At 64.4% G+C, this 17,922-nt stretch carries 11 protein-coding genes and 1 tRNA gene; 9 read left to right on the top strand and 3 right to left on the bottom strand.

Translation table 11 applies throughout. From position 1 onward, the window contains the following. Positions 1–49: 49 nt before the first annotated feature. Positions 50–126, bottom strand: a tRNA-Arg gene (locus MPSD_RS19235). A gap of 186 nt (positions 127–312) precedes the next feature. Between MPSD_RS19235 and lipQ the strand changes: the two genes are divergently transcribed. The 4 genes from lipQ to MPSD_RS19215 all read left to right on the top strand — a co-directional run bounded on the left by lipQ (position 313) and on the right by MPSD_RS19215 (position 7,577). Then, the gene (lipQ, locus tag MPSD_RS19230) at positions 313–1,566 is read left to right on the top strand and encodes an esterase LipQ (RefSeq protein ID WP_086085206.1); all 1,254 of its coding nucleotides are present in this window, start codon (positions 313–315) and stop codon (positions 1,564–1,566) included. Between the two features lie 232 nt (positions 1,567–1,798). Further along, positions 1,799–3,262: a WS/DGAT/MGAT family O-acyltransferase gene (locus MPSD_RS19225; RefSeq protein WP_086085210.1), complete on the top strand. Its 1,464-nt coding sequence runs from the start codon at positions 1,799–1,801 to the stop codon at positions 3,260–3,262. Continuing rightward, complete coding sequence (locus tag MPSD_RS19220; protein ID WP_086085205.1) at positions 3,259–5,214, top strand: HAD-IB family hydrolase/lysophospholipid acyltransferase family protein; 1,956 nt, start codon at positions 3,259–3,261, stop codon at positions 5,212–5,214. The genes MPSD_RS19225 and MPSD_RS19220 overlap by 4 nt, the downstream gene beginning before the upstream one ends. Further along, entirely contained in the window at positions 5,211–7,577 is a 2,367-nt protein-coding gene (locus tag MPSD_RS19215; protein ID WP_020786696.1) for a glycerol-3-phosphate 1-O-acyltransferase, read from the top strand. Before MPSD_RS19220 ends, MPSD_RS19215 begins: the two co-directional genes overlap by 4 nt. Before the next feature lie 57 nt (positions 7,578–7,634). Here MPSD_RS19215 and MPSD_RS19210 read toward each other — a convergent pair whose 3' ends face one another. Both MPSD_RS19210 and MPSD_RS19205 read right to left on the bottom strand, forming a co-directional pair. After that, entirely contained in the window at positions 7,635–8,564 is a 930-nt protein-coding gene (locus MPSD_RS19210; protein ID WP_020786697.1) for a sterol desaturase family protein, read from the bottom strand. 78 nt (positions 8,565–8,642) lie between these two features. After that, a complete protein-coding gene (locus MPSD_RS19205; protein ID WP_015356570.1) occupies positions 8,643–8,861 on the bottom strand; it encodes a hypothetical protein in 219 nt (72 codons plus the stop codon). A 316-nt stretch (positions 8,862–9,177) separates the two neighbouring features. On the opposite strand from MPSD_RS19205, the gene MPSD_RS19200 reads away from it, so the two are divergent. From MPSD_RS19200 to MPSD_RS19180, 5 genes are all read left to right on the top strand, one after another. After that, positions 9,178–9,696 (top strand): single-stranded DNA-binding protein, encoded by a 519-nt coding sequence (locus MPSD_RS19200; protein ID WP_012395431.1) that lies wholly within the window; start codon positions 9,178–9,180, stop codon positions 9,694–9,696. Positions 9,697–9,763: 67 nt separating this feature from the next. Then, positions 9,764–11,440 (top strand): energy-dependent translational throttle protein EttA, encoded by a 1,677-nt coding sequence (gene ettA, locus MPSD_RS19195; protein ID WP_086085204.1) that lies wholly within the window; start codon positions 9,764–9,766, stop codon positions 11,438–11,440. Positions 11,441–11,654: 214 nt separating this feature from the next. Continuing rightward, complete coding sequence (locus tag MPSD_RS19190) at positions 11,655–16,493, top strand: NAD-glutamate dehydrogenase (RefSeq protein ID WP_086085202.1); 4,839 nt, start codon at positions 11,655–11,657, stop codon at positions 16,491–16,493. Then, entirely contained in the window at positions 16,490–16,906 is a 417-nt protein-coding gene (locus MPSD_RS19185) for an acyl-CoA thioesterase (RefSeq protein WP_086085201.1), read from the top strand. Before MPSD_RS19190 ends, MPSD_RS19185 begins: the two co-directional genes overlap by 4 nt. Further along, entirely contained in the window at positions 16,903–17,565 is a 663-nt protein-coding gene (locus MPSD_RS19180) for a DUF8010 domain-containing protein (RefSeq protein ID WP_011741473.1), read from the top strand. The genes MPSD_RS19185 and MPSD_RS19180 overlap by 4 nt, the downstream gene beginning before the upstream one ends. Positions 17,566–17,922: the final 357 nt, after the last annotated feature.

Raw genomic sequence — 17,922 nt, 5'->3', positions numbered from 1 at the left:
TCGACCGAAGGTAAAACGTCGAGCATCAGCCGACGTCACACACCTTGGTTGGTGCCCCCGGCACGACTCGAACGTGCGACCTAGGGATTAGAAGGCCCTTGCTCTATCCACCTGAGCTACGGAGGCAATGCGCAGGTCAGTCTATCCAAGCCGGATTCAAGATCAGATTGGGTGACGCGACGCGCCCCAAAATTCTTCGCCTGGGCCAGAAATCGGTTATTGTGTGAGCCTCGACACACGTACAACACCGGCTAGTAATCGGCCGTTTACCGCAACGACGCGTGTGCCTGACGTCGAGGGGTGGGCTTTGTTATGTGCATGGCCAGTGTGACTTCGCGGTGCTCGCGGGCAGGTGCCGAAGCGTTGCGCCAAGGAGCGCAGCTTGCGGCCGACGCGCGCGACGCTGTCCGTTCCGGAGCTCTGTTGCTTCGGGGTTCTCCGTTTGCCCTCGGCTGGGTAGCCGGTTGGGTGTCCGCGGAATTTCCGCCGCACGTGCTGACCGGGTACGCGTTGTCCCGTGTCTCTCCGCCGGCCATCGGCCGGTACGGCACCGCGTGGGCGGCCCAGCGGGCCGATCTGACCCTCACCGCGGCACTCGAGGAGTCCTTCGGATCGGAATTCCGTGACCTGGTGTCACACCCCTCCGGCGATGGCTCGGCGTGTGCGACGTGCGGCGGCCTGCTGCCGTCGGGACCCCGCCGCCGCTACGCGGCGCAGACCTCCGACATCTCCTACGGGCCGGGTGGTCGTGAACATCTGCTCGATGTCTGGCGCCGCCCCGACTTGGCGCCGGGAGGCCGGGCCCCGGTGCTGATCCAGGTGCCTGGGGGAGCGTGGAGCGTCAACGGGAAGCGTCCGCAGGCCTACACGCTGATGAGCCGAATGGTGGAGCTGGGCTGGATTTGCGTCTCCATCAACTACAGCAAGAGTCCGCGCTGCAAGTTCCCCGCACACGTGGTGGACGTCAAGAGGGCGATTGCCTGGGTCCGGGAGAACATCGCCGCCTACGGCGGCAACCCCGATTTCATCGCCCTGACCGGCGGCTCAGCCGGTGCGCACCTGGCCTCCCTGGCGGCGCTGACTCCGTGCGACCCGGCTTTTCAGCCTGGCTTCGAACACGCCGACACGACGGTTCAGGCGGTCGCGCCCTATTACGGCGTTTACGACTTCACCGACTTCGACAACATGCATGAATTGATGCTGCCGTTCCTGGAGCACTTCGTGATGAAGAGCCGCTACGCCGACGACCCGGAGCCGTTCACCGCTGCTTCCCCGATTTCTTACGTGCACCGGGAGGCGCCGCCCTTCTTCGTGCTGCACGGTGAGCGCGATGAGCTTGTCCCAAGCGGGCAGGCGCGGGCGTTCTGCGCAGCGTTGCGGGGCGCCGGAGCCGACACCGTGGCCTATGCCGAGCTCGCCAACGCACATCACGCGTTCGACATCACCCCAACCGTCCGCTCCCGGCTGGCCGCCAGTGCGGTCTCCGACTTCCTGGGGGTCGTCTACGGGCGTTGGACCAGCTCGGTACTGGGTTCGTTGGCGTTCTCAGCGAATTCGGCCAGCTGAATCGGCAGGCGCCGGCCAGAACGCGAGAACCGCCGAGTTACCGACTCGATTGCCAGCCACGTCGTCTTGCGGGCTTGTCCGCGGCGCATGCCGTGCTGAGCGGATCCTCACTTTCACCGCCGCGTCAACCGGACTAGCGTTGTGTTGGCACTTTGGTTGGCGGGGACTGAGCAGGAGGCTTGATTGGCGGTGACGAGGATGGCGCGTCGAGTTGGCCGAGTGGGTCGTGATCATGGCTGAGGCGGTTGGGTTGTCCGATGAGCTGGGGCCCGTCGATTATTTGATGCATCGGGGCGAGGCGAATCCGCGGACGCGTTCGGGGATCATGGCCCTAGAGCTTCTCGATACCACGCCGGACTGGGAGCGGTTCCGGACCCGGTTTGAGAATGCCTCGCGACGCGTGTTGCGGCTGCGACAGAAGGTGGTTGTTCCCACGCTGCCGACCGCGGCGCCGCGCTGGGTGGTGGATCCGGACTTCAACCTGGACTTCCATGTGCGCCGGGTGCGTGTGTCTGAGCCCGGCACGCTACGCGACGTCTTCGATTTGGCCGAGGCGATCCTGCAATCGCCACTGGATATCTCGCGCCCGCTATGGACGGCCACCCTGGTCGAGGGTTTGGCCGACGGCAAGGCCGCGACTCTGCTGCATGTCAGCCATGCGGTCACCGACGGCGTCGGCGGTGTGGAGATGTTCGCCCAGATCTATGACCTGGAACGGGATCCGGCGCCCAGACCCACACCGCCGCTACCGATTCCCCAGGACTTGTCGCCCAATGACTTGATGCGTGAGGGCATCGGCCACCTGCCCATCGCCCTCGTTGGCGGCGTGGCGGGAGCGATAGCCGGGGCGGTCTCGGTGGCCGGACGCGCGGTGCTGGATCCGGCCGCCACCGTCTCGGGGATTGTCGGCTATGCGCTGTCGAGCGTGCGGGTGATGAACCGCGCGGCTGAGCCCTCACCGCTGTTGCGCCGGCGTAGCCTGACCACGCGCACCGAGGCGATCGACATTCGGCTCTCCGAGCTACACAAGGCCGCAAAGGCCGGTGGCGGCTCGATCAACGACGCATATCTTGCGGGCCTGTGTGGCGCGCTGCGGCACTACTACGAGGCCCTCGGGATGCCGATCAGCACGCTGCCCATGGCGGTCCCAGTCAATCTGCGGGCCGATGCGGACGGCGCCGGCGGCAACCGGTTCACCGGCGTCAACCTGGCAGCGCCAGTGGGCACCGCCGATCCGGTGGCGCGGATGAAAAAGATCCGAGCCCAGATGACGCAGCGCCGCGACGAGCCCGCGATGAACGTCGTCGGGTCCATGGCGCCAGTGCTCAGTGTCCTACCCACGGCGGTGTTAGAGAGGATCAGCAGTTCGGTGATCGGCTCGGACGTGCAGGCCAGCAACGTGCCGGTCTACCCCGGGGACACCTTCGTCGCTGGAGCAAAGATATTGCGCCAGTACGGGATTGGCCCCTTGCCGGGAGTGGCGATGATGGTGGTGCTGATTTCCCGGGGCGGATGGGCCACCATCACCGTGCGCTACGACCGGGCCTCGGTCCGACATGACGAGTTGTTCGCCCGCTGCCTGGTCGAGGGCTTCGACGAGATCCTGGCGCTCGCCGGCGATCCCGCACCGCGCTCGATTCCTGCCTCTTTCACCACTGTCTCTGGATCGGAGTCTCGATCGGTGTCCAATTCATGAGCGCCGCCGAAGAACCAGGTGACGGGCGCGAGCAGGACAAGGCGGCGGGGGACCTACGGTTACCCGGCTCCGTCGCCGAGATCATGGCCAGCCCCGCGGGGCCAAAGGTTGGCGCGTTTTTCGACCTCGACGGCACACTGGTGGCTGGTTTCACGGCCGTCATCCTCACCCAGGAGCGGCTGCGGCGCCGCGACATAGGGGTGGGGGAGCTGCTCAGCATGGTTCAGGCGGGCCTGAACCACACGTTGGGACGAATCGAGTTCGAACAGCTCATCAACACGGCCTCCTCGGCGTTGCGCGGACGCCAGCTCGTCGACTTGGAGGAGATCGGCGAGCGGCTGTTTGCCCAGCGCATCGAGTCGCGGATCTATCCGGAGATGCGCGAGCTGGTCCGGGCGCACGTGGCGCGCGGTCATACCGTCGTGCTCAGCTCGTCGGCCCTGACCATTCAGGTCAATCCGGTGGCCCGCTTCCTGGGCATCGTGAACATGCTCACCAACAAGTTCGAGACCAATGAGGACGGGCTGCTCACCGGTGGCGTGGTGAAGCCGATCCTATGGGGTCCCGGCAAAGCCGCAGCCGTGCAGCGTTTTGCGGCCGAGCACGACATCGACCTCAAAGACAGCTACTTCTACGCCGACGGCGACGAAGACGTCGCACTGATGTACCTGGTCGGTAATCCGCGGCCGACCAACCCGGAAGGCAAGATGGCCGCGGTGGCCAAACGCCGTGGCTGGCCCATCCTGAAGTTCAACAGCCGCGGGGGGGTGGGCCTGCGCCGGCAGATACGAACGCTTGCCGGTTTCAGCACCATGTTCCCGGTTGCTGCCGGGGCAGTGGGAATCGGCCTGCTGACGGGTAATCGCCGCCGTGGGGTGAATTTCTTTACCTCGAACTTCTCCCAGCTGTTGCTTGCGACCAGCGGTGTGCACCTCAATGTCGTCGGCAAGGAGAATCTGACCGCGCAGCGTCCAGCCGTCTTCATCTTCAACCACCGCAACCAGGTCGACCCGGTGATTGCTGGTGCCCTGGTCCGGGACAACTGGGTTGGGGTGGGCAAAAAAGAGCTGCAGAACGACCCGATCATGGGCACGCTGGGCAAGGTCCTCGACGGTGTGTTCATTGACCGCGATGACCCGGCCTCAGCCGTCGAGACGCTGCATACCGTGGAGGAACGCGCAAAGAACGGGCTATCCATCGTGATCGCCCCCGAAGGCACCCGGTTGGACACCACCGAGGTTGGTCCCTTCAAGAAAGGGCCGTTCCGCATCGCTATGGCGGCCGGCATCCCGATCGTGCCGATTGTGATCCGCAATGCGGAGATCGTCGCCTCCCGCAACTCCACCACGATCAATCCGGGAACCGTCGACATAGCAGTGTTTCCGCCGATCCCGGTCGATGACTGGACGCTGGACACCCTTCCGGACCGCATCGCCGAGGTGCGCCAGCTCTATCTGGACACACTCAAGGACTGGCCGGTCGACGAACTGCCCGAGGTCAATCTCTACGCCGAGGAAAAAGCGGCCAAGAAAGCCAAGGCGCAGCTTGCCAAGGCGTCCGCGAAGGAGACACCGGCCGAGAAAGCACCCGCGAAGAAGGCTGCCGCCAAGAAGGAGACACCGGCCAAGAAGGCACCTGCGAAGAAGGCGCCGGCCAAGAAGGCACCTGCGAAGAAGGCGCCGGCCAAGAAGGCACCTGCCAAGAAGGCGACGGCAAAGAAAGCACCCGCCAAGAAGGCGCCTGCGAAGAAGGTGCCCGAGAGCGCGGCTGCAAAGGCTGCGACGCCCGCCACCGACACCGAGCTGTCCGCACCCAAGCCGGTGGGCGAGGCGTCGAACCCGACCGAGATCGCACCCGAACCCATTGCCCATGATGGCGACGCGCAACAACTCGGCGCAGGCCGAAGCGACGCGGCCGAGTCATCGAGCTCTAGGCCCAAAGGACGGCCGTGACCAAACCGGTCGCTGATACCAGCGCAGTCCTTACCTCTGAAGACACGCTGGTGCTGGCCTCGATGGGCTCGCCGGTCGAAATGCAGCTGATCATGGATTGGCTGGGCGAGCAGCGGGCCCGCACACCAGGGGCAAAGTTCGACGTCCTGAAGCTGCCGCCGCGAAATGCCCCGACGGCCGCGCTGACCGCGCTGGTTGAGCAACTCGAGTCCGGTTCCGAAGCCGGCGCAGATCGGTCCATCGTGCCGGTCCAGGTGTTCTGGCAGCCGCCGGCGGATCGCAGCCGGTTGGCAAAGGTTGCCGGGCTTCTTCCGGGCCGCGATCCATGCCATCCCAACCCCCGCCAGCAGCGCCGCATCCTGCGTTCGGACCCGCAGCGTGCCAGGGTGATGGCAGGGGAGTCGGCCACGGTGTCGGAGCTGCGCAAGCAGTGGTGTGACAACACCGTTGGCGAGGACCAACACGACTTTGCCCATTTCGTTGCCCGCCGGGCGATCCTGGCGCTGGCCCGCGCCGAGTACCGGATCCTTGGGCCGCAATACAAATCGCCGCGGCTGGTGAAGCCAGAGATGTTGGCGTCCGCACGATTTCGTGCCGGCCTGGAAAAGATCCCCGGCGCCACTGTCGAGGAAGCCGGCAAGATGCTCGACGAACTCGCCACCGGCTGGAGTCAGGCATCGGTCGATGTTTTTTCCGTCCTGGGCAGGCTGATCAGCCGCGGATTCGATCCCGAATTCGACTACGACGAATATCAGGTCGCGGCCATGCGCACCGCGCTGGAAGCCCATCCAGCTGTCTTGCTGTTCTCCCACCGGTCCTACATCGACGGGGCGGTGGTACCGGTGGCGATGCAGGACAACCGGCTGCCGCCGGTGCACATGTTCGGCGGCGTCAACCTGTCGTTCGGCGTGATGGGGCCGCTCATGCGGCGCGCGGGGATGATCTTCATCCGGCGCAATATCGCCGGCGACCCGCTGTACAAGTACGTGCTCAAGGAATACGTCGGCTATGTCGTCGAGAAGCGGTTCAACCTGAGTTGGTCCATCGAAGGCACCCGCTCGCGCACCGGAAAGATGTTGCCACCCAAGCTCGGCCTGATGAGCTATGTCGCCGATGCCTACCTCGACGGGCGCAGTGACGACATCCTGCTGCAAGGGGTTTCGATCTGTTTCGACCAGCTGCACGAGATCGCTGAATACGCCGCCTACGCGCGCGGCGCCGAGAAGACACCCGAGGGCTTCAGCTGGCTCTACAACTTCATCAAGGCACAGGGCGAGCGCAACTACGGAAAGATCTATGTGCGCTTCCCGGAAGCGGTCTCCATGCGGCAGTACCTCGGTGTTCCGCATGGTCCGATAACCCATGATCTGGCGGCCAAAAGGCTTGCGCTGCAGAAGATGTCCTTCGAGGTCGCGTGGCGGATTCTGCGAGCGACGCCGATGACCGCGACCGGTTTGGTGTGTGCATTGCTGCTCACCGCACGTGGTACCGCACTAACCCTTGGCCAGTTGCACCACACGTTGCAGGATTCGCTTGACTATCTCGAACGCAAGCAGACACCGATGTCGACCAGTGCGCTGCGGCTGCGTTCGCGCGAGGGGGTCCGGGCGGCCGTGGACGCCCTGTCCAACGCGCACCCGGTCACCCGGGTGGACAGCGGCCGCGAACCGGTCTGGTACATCGCTCCCGAGGACGAACTCGCCGCGGCCTTCTACCGGAATTCGGTGATCCACGCCTTCCTGGAAACCTCGATCGTGGAGCTTGCGCTGGCCCATGCCCGCCACGCCGAAGGCGATCGCATGGCCGCCTTCTGGGACCAGGTGATGCGGTTGCGGGATCTGCTGAAATTCGACTTCTACTTCGCCGACTCGGCGGCATTTCGCGCCAACATCGCCGAAGAGATGGCGTGGCACCAGGACTGGGAAAGCCAGGTCGCCGCCGGGGGCGATCAGATCGACGCAATCCTTTATGCAAAGCGACCGCTGATTTCGGACGCCATGCTGCGGGTGTTCTTCGAGGCCTACGCAATCGTTGCCGACGTGCTGCGCGATGCTCCGGCGAACATCAAACAGAAGGACCTGACGGACTTGGCGCTGGGCCTCGGGCGCCAATACGTGGCCCAGGCGCGGGTCCGCAGCAGCGAGCCGGTGTCAACACTGCTCTTCGCAACCGCACGTCAGGTGGTCGACGACCAGCACCTGATCGAGCCCGCGCCAGACCTGACCGAGCGTCGGAGCGCGTTCCTGGCCGAATTGCGCAATATCCTGCGTGATTTCGACTACGTCGGGAAGATCGCGCGAAACCGGTTCGTGGCTCGTGAGCTCAAGGCCCGTCAGGAGCGACTCGAGCAACAGGCTCAGTAGTCGCCGCGACGGTGCGGCGATCGACGCCGCCAGTGGCGCCGCCCGGCGCCGCAACAGCTAGCCGTTGCCTGCCGCCGCCCAGTGCTGGCCATCGACGGGAACCGCGTGATCATCGCTGTCATGTGAGCGGGGCGCAGGCGTCTCGGCTACTTCGCTCCAGCCGGGCGGGCGCAGCAGATACCCGACCCGGCCACGCCGCGTCTTTGCCCGCCCAACGTCGCTAAGCATTGCGGCGAATTCGTGGTAGTTGAGTTTGATCGGGTTATGGGTAGCGATGTTCTGCTGCAACCCGTACTGAACCGGCTCGTCTTCCTCGGCGTAGCTACCGAACAGTCGGTCCCACACGATCAGAATGCCGCCGTAGTTCTTGTTGAGGTACGGATTGTTCGCGCCGTGGTGCACACGATGGTGAGAAGGCGTGTTGAACAGATACTCGATCGGTCTGGGCAGTCGGTTGATGCGCTCGGTGTGGATCGGGAACTGATAGAAGAGCACGATTGCGTGGCAAGCGAAGATCATCCAGACGGGGAAGCCGATCAGCGCCAGCGGCACGTAGACGACCGCTGATATGAACAACCAACCGGGGACCAGCCAGGGGGTGCGCATCCCCGTGGACAGGTTGAGGTACTGACTCGAATGATGCACATGATGCGCGGCCCAGAACACTCGAATCCGATGGGTCATGCGGTGCCTGCCGTAGTAGGCCAGGTCGGTCAGCACCAGTGCGCACGCCCAGGTCCACCACTGGGAGGTCGGCAGGTGGATCGGCGTCAGCGAACTGGCGATCAGGACTAGCGGTACTGCGGTGACGCTGCCTACCGATCGAGTCAGTCGGGCCAAGGCGTAGACCGACAGGTTGGCTGCGGTATCGCGAGCGGACACGCTGGGGCGTGACCGGTTGCGCTGTTTGCCGAGCCGGTAGCTGAGGAAGTCCAGCCCCACCAGCACCATGAACCCGGTCAGAAATATCGGGACGGCGCGTTCCATTGCTCACCTAGCATCGTGAGACCCCACCCGGCCGCGTTGTTGAGCAAGGCCGTGGTCCCTGAGCGGTCAGAAGCCGATTCAGAGACCGATGTGTGTGGGTGCCACAAACGTCGGGGCCGGGACGTGTACCAGCTGACCTGAGCATCCTTCGGGCATGCCGTCGCCCTCCGGGGCCGGTGTTCCTTTCAGATCCGATGAGCAGCCCACCGCCAGCAGCGCATAAGCGGCCGCCACCAGCGTGCCGACCACCCAGGCCACCCGTACGCCCATCCTCTGGCCCTTCAACTTTGCGTTCACCGTGGCAGCCTCCATTTGCTGTCCGGTCGCCGTGGCTGGCAAATGCGACGACCTTTGGATGCTATCGCCGTTGACCTGCTGAGACGGGTGGTTTTCAGATTCTGGTGACAGTTGGTTTCAGGTCTGCGGTCGTGGCCCCACGCTCGGGACTTCGATCCACAGTCACGTCTTTGCCCACAGGCGGGTTGGACGGACCGCGCCCGCCTCGGGCGGCTGTCGGTGCGGTGCAGGTGAATGACAGCCAGCACCGCGCGGATCCACCCGCGGGCGGCACGAAACAGCCAACGACAGCAACCCAGCGAAGGGAATCGCGCAGATGTTTGAAACGCCTCTTACCGTGGTCGGTCACATCGTCAATGACCCGCAGCGCCGGAAGGTCGGCGATCAGGAGTTCATCAAGTTCCGGGTCGCCAGCAATTCGCGCCGGCGGACCGCAGACGGCGGCTGGGAGCCGGGCAACTCGCTGTTCATCACCGTGAACTGCTGGGGCAGGCTGGTTACCGGGGTGGGGGCGGCATTGGGCAAAGGTGCACCGGTGATTGTCGTGGGCCACGTCTACACCAGCGAGTACGAGGACCGCGATGGCAACCGCCGCTCCTCGCTCGAGCTGCGGGCAACCTCCGTCGGTCCAGATCTCTCGCGCGTCATTGTGCGTATCGAGAAGCCCGGGTACACGGGTCCGAGCCCGGAAAAGGCAGCGGCGGCCGCGGCCACAACGCGATGCGAGGACGTCGCCGACAACGACGACCACAGCGCCCGCGACGTTGCTGACACTGCGGACGTTGCGGCGGGTGCGGACGCCGCCGATCGCAATGCACTGCCACTGTCGGCTTAGCGCTGCGCGGTGGTGCCTAGGATGGTCGGCGGGGTAACTCCAAAGACTAGAAAGGCAATACCGCGGCATGGCTGAGTTCATCTACGCGATGAAGAAGGTCCGCAAGGCGCACGGCGACAAGGTGATCCTCGACGACGTCACGTTGAGCTTCTACCCGGGCGCCAAGATCGGTGTCGTCGGCCCTAACGGGGCCGGAAAATCGAGCGTCTTGCGGATCATGGCCGGTTTGGACAAGCCGAACAACGGCGACGCGTTCTTGGCTACCGGGGCCACGGTCGGCATCCTCTTGCAGGAGCCGCCGCTGAACGAGGAAAAGACGGTTCGGGGCAACGTCGAAGAGGGTCTGGGCGACATCAAGGTGAAGCTCGACCGATTCAACGAGGTCGCCGAGTTGATGGCCACCGACTACAGCGACGAGCTGATGGAAGAAATGGGCCGGCTGCAGGAGGATTTGGACCACGCCGACGCGTGGGACATCGACTCGCAGCTGGAGCAGGCCATGGACGCGCTGCGCTGCCCGCCGCCCGAGGAGCCGGTGGCCAACTTATCCGGTGGTGAACGCCGGCGGGTTGCGCTGTGCAAGCTGCTGCTGTCGAAACCGGATCTGCTGCTGCTCGACGAGCCGACCAACCACCTCGACGCGGAAAGCGTGCAGTGGCTCGAACAGCACCTTGCCAGCTATGCCGGTGCGGTACTGGCGGTCACCCACGACCGCTACTTCCTCGACAATGTCGCCGAATGGATCCTGGAATTGGATCGCGGCCGCGCCTACCCGTACGAAGGTAACTACTCGACCTATCTCGAGAAGAAGGCCGATCGGCTGGCGGTGCAGGGCCGAAAGGACGCGAAGCTGCAAAAGCGGCTGCAGGAAGAGCTGGCCTGGGTTCGGTCGGGGGCAAAGGCGCGCCAAGCCAAGAGCAAGGCGCGTCTGCAGCGCTACGAGGAGATGGTCGCCGAGGCGGAGAAGACTCGCAAGCTTGACTTCGAGGAGATCCAGATACCGGTCGGACCCCGGTTGGGCTCCGTGGTGGTCGAGGTCGAACACCTCGACAAGGGCTTCGGCGGGCGCACCCTGATCAAGGACCTGTCCTTCACCTTGCCCCGCAACGGCATCGTCGGCGTTATCGGCCCCAACGGAGTGGGCAAGACCACCCTGTTCAAAACCATTGTGGGGCTCGAGGAGCCGGACAGCGGCACGGTCAAGGTCGGCGAAACGGTCAAGTTGAGCTACGTCGATCAGACTCGCGCTGGCATTGATCCGAAGAAGACCGTGTGGGAAGTCGTCTCGGACGGGCTCGACTACATCGAAGTGGGCCAGTCTGAAGTGCCCTCGCGCGCCTACGTGTCGGCCTTTGGGTTCAAGGGACCAGACCAGCAGAAACCCGCGCGTGTGTTGTCGGGCGGCGAGCGCAACAGGCTCAACCTTGCGCTGACGCTCAAGCAGGGCGGCAACTTGATCCTGCTGGACGAACCGACCAACGACCTGGATGTCGAGACACTGAGTTCGCTGGAGAACGCGCTGGTCAACTTCCCGGGCTGTGCCGTGGTGATCTCGCACGACCGCTGGTTCCTCGACCGCACGTGCACGCACATCCTGGCGTGGGAAGGCGACGCTGACAGCGAGGCCAAGTGGTTCTGGTTCGAGGGGAACTTCGGAGCCTACGAAGAAAATAAGGTTGAGCGGCTTGGCGTCGAGGCTGCGCGGCCGCACCGGGTTACTCATAGAAGGTTGACGCGCGACTAGTGTCAGCTCTGCGAAGGCCCCGCGACGATGCGGCCGCTATGGCTGCTGAGGAGTGGGGCAGTCAAGTGGTGCCCCGCGACGATGCGGCCGCTATGGCTGCTGAGGAGTGGGGCAGTCAAGTGGTGCCCCGCAACGATGCGGCCCCTATGGCCGGTGAGGAGTGGGGCCGATCAAGTAGAGCGCTGGTTTCAGTCGTGAGTTTGGAGCAGTCGGCATGATGATCGATCCCGGGGCCAAGCAGGATGTCGGGGCGTGGACGGCGTTCACCCAACCCGCCGACATTCCTGACTGGATCTCGCAGGCCTACCTGGACAGCTACCAGCGTCGGGGGGAGGAGGATTCGCAGGCTTCACAACGAGCCGCCGAAGCCGCTGCCTCCGTGGTGACGCCGGCGATGCTGAGTGCGCACTATCGGCTCGGGCAGCACCGCCCCATGGGTGAGAGTCGCGTCGCCGTGTATCCGGCGGACGACCCGGTCTGGTTCGGGCCGGCGCTGCAAGTGGTCACCGAGCACGGCAGCATGCTGATGGATTCCGTGACGGTGCTCCTGCACCGGCTTGGTGTTGGCTACACCACCATCATGACCCCGGTCTTCGAGGTGCACCGCGGCCCCACCGGTGAGCTGCAGCGCGTCGAGCCGAAGTCCCGGGACGCCTCGCCCTACGTCGGTGAGGCTTGGATACACGTCCAACTCTCGCCGACGGTCGAGGCCAAAGCCCTCGCCGAAGTCGAACAGTTGCTGCCCAAGGTCTTGGCTGATGTTCAGCGTGTCGCCAAGGATGCGCCGGCAATGATTGCCACCCTCAGCGAATTGGCGGTCGCAGTCGACAGCGATCGCGAAGGCCACTATGCGGCTCCGGACCACCAAGAGGTGGCGGCGTTGCTGCGTTGGCTGGGGAATGGAAACTTCCTCTTGCTTGGCTATCAGCCCTGCGAGGTGGACGACGGGATGGTCCTCGGCGACGGCTCGACTGGCCTGGGCGTGCTGCGTGCGCGGACCGGCACGCGGCCCCGGCTTACCGACGAAACCAAGTTGCTGGTCCTGGCGCAGGCGCGGGTCGGCAGTTACCTGCGCTACGGCGCTTACCCGTACGCGATCGCGATACGCGAGAGCCTCGGCGACGGCAATAACGTCGAGCATCGCTTTGTTGGATTGTTCACAGTGGCGGCCATGAACGCCGACGTTTTGGAGATCCCGGCGATCTCGCATCGGGTCCGTGACGCGCTGGAGTTGGCCGGCAACGACCCGAGCCACCCGGGCCAGCTTCTGCTGGACGTCATCCAGACCGTCCCTCGTCCCGAGCTGTTTACCTTGAGCTCCGAACAGTTACTGGCGATGGCCAAAGCGGTGGTGGATCTGGGCTCCCAGCGACGAGCGCTGCTGTTCCTGCGGGTCGATCGGCTGCAGTTCTTTGTCTCGTGTTTGGTCTACTTGCCGCGCGATCGCTACACGACGGCCGTGCGGCTGCAGATCGACGACATCCTGGTCCGCGAGTTCGGCGGCACCCGGCTGGAGTTCACTGCCAGAGTCAGTGAATCACCCTGGGCGCTCATGCATTTCATGGTTCGGTTGCCCGAAGACGTGGCGACGGGTTCGATCGATGTTTCGGAGGCCAACCGAAGCCGGATTCAGGCGCTGTTGAGCGAGGCCGCGCGCACCTGGGCCGACCGCCTGATCGGCGCTGCCTCCGATGCTTCGGTGCGGCACGCCGACGCCGAGCATTACGCGGCTGCCTTTCCGGAGGCCTACAAGCAGGCGGTCGCCCCGGCCGACGCCATCGACCACATCGCGATCATCAACGAGCTAGCTGATGACTCGGTCAAATTGGTCTTCTCCGATCGCACCGCGGACGGTGTCGCCCAGCTCACCTGGTTCCTGGGGGGCTGTACTGCCTCGCTAAGTCAGCTGTTGCCGATGCTGCAGAGCATGGGTGTGGTGGTGCTCGAGGAGCGGCCGTTCACGGTCACCCGCCCGGACGGGTTGCCGGTCTGGATCTATCAGTTCAAGATCTCACCGCATCCCACCATCCCGAAGGCGACGGTTCCCGCCGAGCGGGCCGCGGCGGCACAGCGATTCGCCGATGCGGTCACCGCGATCTGGCAGGGCAGGATCGAGATCGACCGGTTCAACGAGTTGGTCATGCGGGCGGGGCTGACGTGGCAACAGGTGGTCCTGCTGCGTGCCTATTCGAGATACCTGCGGCAAGCGGGCTTCCCCTACAGCCAGTCCTACATCGAATCAGTTCTCAACGAGCACCCCTCCACCGCGCGGTCACTGGTCCTATTGTTCGAGGCCCTGTTCGATCCACGGCCGGCGGGCTCACCGGTAAGTCCTGACGCGCAAGCCGCTGCTGCTGCCGTTGCCGCTGACATCGACGCACTGGTGAGTCTGGATACCGACCGGATTCTGCGGGCGTTCGCGTCGCTGGTTCAGGCCACCCTACGGACCAATTACTTTGTCTCACGCGAAGGTTCGGCCCGCAGCCGCGATGTCTTGTCAGTCAAGTTGGATGCCCAGCTGATCGACGAGCTCCCGCTGCCGCGGCCCAAGTACGAGATCTTCGTTTATTCACCCCGGGTCGAAGGCGTGCATTTGAGGTTCGGCCCGGTAGCGCGAGGCGGGCTGCGCTGGTCGGACCGGCGCGACGATTTCCGCACCGAGATCCTCGGTCTGGTCAAGGCGCAGGCGGTGAAGAACGCCGTCATCGTGCCGGTCGGAGCCAAAGGCGGATTCGTCGTCAAGCGGCCGCCGTTGAGCACCGGCGACGCGGCCACCGACCGCGAGGCCACTCGCGCCGAAGGCGTTGCCTGCTATCAGCTGTTCATCTCCGGGCTGCTCGACGTCACCGACAACGTCGACCACACGACCGGAGTGGTCAGCCCGCCGCCGGAGGTGCTGCGGCGCGACGGCGACGACGCCTATCTGGTGGTGGCCGCGGACAAGGGCACCGCCACGTTCTCCGACATCGCCAACGAGGTCGCTAACTCCTACGGATTCTGGTTGGGTGACGCGTTCGCGTCCGGTGGGTCGGTGGGCTACGACCACAAGGCCATGGGGATCGCCGCCAAGGGCGCCTGGGAAGCCGTCAAGCGGCACTTCCGAGAGATGGGGATCGACACCCAGACCGAGGACTTCACCGTCGTGGGCGTCGGCGACATGAGCGGCGACGTCTTTGGCAATGGGATGCTGTTGAGCAAGCACATCAGGCTGATCGCTGCCTTCGATCACCGCCACGTCTTCCTCGACCCGAATCCGGATGCCGCTGCCTCGTGGCAGGAACGGCAGCGAATGTTCGATCTGCCCCGATCCAGCTGGGATGACTACAGCAAGTCATTGATCAGCGAGGGCGGGGGGGTGTACAGCCGCGAGCAGAAGTCCATCCCGGTCAGTGACCAGGTTCGCAATGCCCTTGGCATTGGCGGCGACGTCACCGAGATGACCCCGCCCAACTTGATCCGGGCGATTCTGCAGGCCCCAGTGGATCTGCTGTTCAACGGCGGCATAGGGACCTATATCAAGGCTGAGTCGGAGTCGGATGCCGATGTCGGTGACCGTGCCAACAATCCCGTGCGGGTCAACGCGAACCAGGTGCGCGCCAAGGTCATTGGTGAAGGCGGCAACCTCGGGGTCACGGCACTGGGTCGCGTCGAATTCGATCTGTCCGGCGGGCGGATCAACACCGACGCGCTGGACAACTCCGCCGGTGTGGACTGCTCCGACCACGAAGTAAACATCAAGATTCTGATCGACTCGCTGGTCAGCGCCGGCAAGGTAAGAACAGACGAACGCAAACAACTGCTCGAGTCGATGACCGACGAGGTGGCACAGCTGGTGCTCACCGACAATTCCGATCAGAACGACTTGATGGGTACCAGCCGCGCTAACCCGGTCAGCTTGCTGCCGGTGCACGCCGACCAGATCAGGTACTTGGTGGCCGAGCGCGGAGTCAGCCGGGAATTGGAGGCGCTGCCCTCCGAAAAGGAGATTGCGCGACGTTCGGAAGCGGGCATCGGGCTCACCTCGCCCGAGTTGGCAACCCTGATGGCGCACGTCAAGCTGGCGCTCAAAGAGACGATGCTGACCACCGAGCTGCCCGATCAGGATGTGTTCGCCTCGAGGTTGCCCTCCTATTTCCCGAAGCCCTTGCGCGAGAGGTTCGCTCCCGAGATCCGCTCGCACCAGCTACGTCGCGAGATCGTCACCACCATGGTGATCAACGACCTGGTGGACACCGCCGGCATCACCTACGCCTTTCGGATCACCGAAGACGTCGGTGTCTCACCGATCGACGCGGTGCGCACCTACATGGCCACCGACGCCATCTTCGGCGTGAGTCACATCTGGCGCCGTATCCGTGCGGAGGAGCTACCGGTGGCGCTGTCCGACCGGTTGACGTTGGATACCCGCCGGCTCATCGACCGTGCCAGTCGCTGGCTGCTCAACTACCGCCCTCAGCCGCTCGCCGTCGGTGCCGAGATCAACCGGTTCGCCGCGAAGGTCAAAGCGTTGACCCCGCGGATGTCGGAGTGGTTGCGCGGCGACGATAAGGCCATCGTCGAGAAGACCTCCGAGGAGTTCATCGCCCAGGGCGCACCCGAGGACCTGGCGTACCGCGTTGCGGTCGGCCTGTATCGCTACAGCCTGCTCGACATCATCGACATCGCCGACATCGCCGATATCGACGCGGCCGAAGTCGCCGATACCTACTTTGCCCTGGTGGATCGGCTGGGTGCGGACGGTTTGCTCACCGCCGTCTCCGAGCTGCCGCGAAAGGATCGCTGGCATTCATTGGCCCGCTTGGCGATTCGCGACGACATCTACGGTGCGCTGCGGTCGTTGTGCTTCGACGTGATCGCCGTGGGTGAGCCCGATGAGAGCAGTGAGCAGAAGATCCTGGAATGGGAGCAGCTCAGCGCCTCCCGGGTGGACCGGGCACGCCGGACACTCAACGAGATTCGGGATAGCGGCCAAAAGGATCTCGCGACGTTGTCGGTGGCCGCCCGCCAGGTCCGCCGAATGACCCGCACCAGCGGACGAGGGATCTCGGGATGACCGTCGGGTACGTCGCTGCGGTGCCGGTGCGCTGGCCGGACATTGACATGTACCAGCACGTCAACCACGCCACCATGGTCACCATCCTCGAAGAGGCTCGGGTCCCATTCCTCCGGGAGCCGTTCGGCGCCGATATCACCACCATCGGCCTGCTGATCGCCGATGTCCGGGTCACCTACAAGGATCAGCTGCGGCTTGCGGATTCGCCTTTGCAGGTGACGATGTGGACGAAGCGGCTTCGGGCGGTCGACTTCACGCTGGGCTACGAAGTCCGCTCGATCGGCGCGGCCCCGGAGTCCAAGCCGGCCGTCATCGCGGAATCGCAGCTCGCTGCGGTGCACATCGAAGAGCAGCGGCTGGTGCGGTTGTCGGCACAGCATCGGGAGTACCTGCAGCGGTGGCTGCGGGAATGACGGGGACAGACGAGCGCGGGCTGTGGTTGACGGACCCAGCTCATCGTTCGGATCTGTCCACATTCGTCGAGCATGCGATCCGGCTTGACCCGGCCGCGATCATCCGACTGCGGGCACGATCCGCCGGATTGCTGACGGCTTGGGTGGCAACCAGTTTCGATGTGCTGGCCAGCCGGGTGGTGGTCGGTAAAGTGCGCCCCAATGACTTAACGGTGGGCGCCGACGCGCTGGCCCGCGGACTTGCTGCGACGGACAGTTCCGGCTACCTGGATCCGGGCTACCCGATGGACTCGGCGTGGCGGGGCGCGCTGCCGCCGGAGTCCGGATTCGTCCACCTCGAAGACCTGCCGGCGCGCGTTGTGCTGGACCTGGCGCAGAGTGGTGCACGACTTGTCAAGGAACACAGCAGCTCTCACGGTCCACCGGTCTCACTGATGGACCAAGAGGTCATCCAGGTCAGCTCCGATGACGCCGCCGTCGGTCTGCCGATGCGCTGCGTATTCGCCTTGACGGCAATGGGTTTCCTGCCGCAGTCGGCAGAAGCGATTGATGCCGATGAGATGGTTCGGGTGCGGGTAATGCCGACGTGGTTGCGGCTGGATGCGCGATTCGGATCGGTGTACCGGCGCCGCGGGCATCCGCCTTTGATGTTGAGGTGATAGTCGGGCTCGCGGCTTGCCCGGAAGCGGTCGGTGACCGGCAAAGCGGATTTCCCCACCGGGTGGATAATGCCATTTTTCTTTTTATTACCGACCCATAACGATTGTCTTAATTCCTGATAGTCCAGTTGTGGGGTTTCGAGTGGCAACTCTACGATTCTTTCGGTCCGCGTGTGGCCAACTTCGGCTAGCGCGAGTATTTGCCGCTCGCAATGGTCTTTCCGCTCTGTTGAACGGTGCGCAATCGGTTGGATAGTGGCGAAGTTGAACTGGGTCTTGATACTGCGGATACCGTTGATGGGCAAGTGCTTTAATTCTGGTCCGGACGGTTGGACCCGCGGGTTGATCGGTTGGGGG

The organism is Mycobacterium pseudoshottsii JCM 15466 (assembly GCF_003584745.1).
In the GTDB taxonomy this organism is placed as follows: domain Bacteria; phylum Actinomycetota; class Actinomycetes; order Mycobacteriales; family Mycobacteriaceae; genus Mycobacterium; species Mycobacterium marinum.
Note: the sequence above shows the minus strand (reverse complement) of the source record. Positions and strands in the feature narration are given on the sequence as shown.

Excerpts from the sequence above, each read along its gene's own strand:
- lipQ (WP_086085206.1), top strand. The coding sequence starts at position 313 with ATGTGCATGGCCAGTGTGACTTCGCGGTGCTCGCGGGCAGGTGCCGAA.
- MPSD_RS19225 (WP_086085210.1), top strand. The coding sequence starts at position 1,799 with ATGGCTGAGGCGGTTGGGTTGTCCGATGAGCTGGGGCCCGTCGATTAT.
- MPSD_RS19220 (WP_086085205.1), top strand. The coding sequence starts at position 3,259 with ATGAGCGCCGCCGAAGAACCAGGTGACGGGCGCGAGCAGGACAAGGCG.
- MPSD_RS19210 (WP_020786697.1), bottom strand. The coding sequence starts at position 8,564 with ATGGAACGCGCCGTCCCGATATTTCTGACCGGGTTCATGGTGCTGGTG.
- MPSD_RS19200 (WP_012395431.1), top strand. The coding sequence starts at position 9,178 with ATGTTTGAAACGCCTCTTACCGTGGTCGGTCACATCGTCAATGACCCG.
- ettA (WP_086085204.1), top strand. The coding sequence starts at position 9,764 with ATGGCTGAGTTCATCTACGCGATGAAGAAGGTCCGCAAGGCGCACGGC.
- MPSD_RS19190 (WP_086085202.1), top strand. The coding sequence starts at position 11,655 with ATGATGATCGATCCCGGGGCCAAGCAGGATGTCGGGGCGTGGACGGCG.
- MPSD_RS19185 (WP_086085201.1), top strand. The coding sequence starts at position 16,490 with ATGACCGTCGGGTACGTCGCTGCGGTGCCGGTGCGCTGGCCGGACATT.
- MPSD_RS19180 (WP_011741473.1), top strand. The coding sequence starts at position 16,903 with ATGACGGGGACAGACGAGCGCGGGCTGTGGTTGACGGACCCAGCTCAT.